This window comes from Chrysanthemum yellows phytoplasma (genome assembly GCF_000803325.1).
Lineage (GTDB): Bacteria > Bacillota_I > Bacilli_A > Acholeplasmatales > Acholeplasmataceae > Phytoplasma > Phytoplasma asteris.
In genome coordinates this window covers 1-598 of sequence record NZ_JSWH01000186.1, presented here as the reverse complement: position 1 = coordinate 598, position 598 = coordinate 1, and the positions used below count along the sequence as shown (strand labels likewise).

The 598-nt window shown below is 26.6% G+C and carries 1 tRNA gene; it reads left to right on the top strand.

Going from position 1 to position 598, the window contains the following annotated elements:
* Positions 1–492: 492 nt before the first annotated feature.
* Positions 493–576: transfer RNA gene (locus OL66_RS03085), tRNA-Tyr, on the top strand.
* Positions 577–598 lie beyond the last annotated feature (22 nt).

The window sequence follows — 598 nt, the reverse complement described above, 5'->3', positions numbered from 1 at the left end:
TTTCTCGCGTTCTAACCCAATATTGTCTTTATATTGGATTGTGGGAAACACCTATACTATTTTCCAAACTTTGCTCACTAGAAAAAAGATGCAACAAAAATATTTTGCATTAAAACAAAACGCTTTATAAAAACTTTTTCCTTCATCAATACTTGCAACAATTCAAAAATCAAAATAAGTAAAAAACAAACAAAACTTTTATATTTTTTTCTGCATTTCTTAATTTTCATCCTTATAATTTTTAAAAAACATCTTTTGGAAAGCAACATATTTAGTTAGGATAATTTCTTCATAAATATATTTTTTATTTTGCAAAAAAAAATATTTCAAACACCATTATCCAATTCCAAAATATCTTTTTCCAAACCCCAAATTCCTATCAAAAATAACAACCTAAATTAAAATTTAAAAAAAATCAAAAAAGCTTGCTTTTCATTTTTATATGTGCTATAATATCTAAGGTAAATAAATTTGAAATTGTTAAGCAATTTCGGAGGGATAGCGAAGTGGCTAAACGCAGCAGTCTGTAAAACTGTTCCGTAAGGTACGGTGGTTCGAATCCACCTCCCTTCACCATTAATTTTTTTAATCTTTGAAA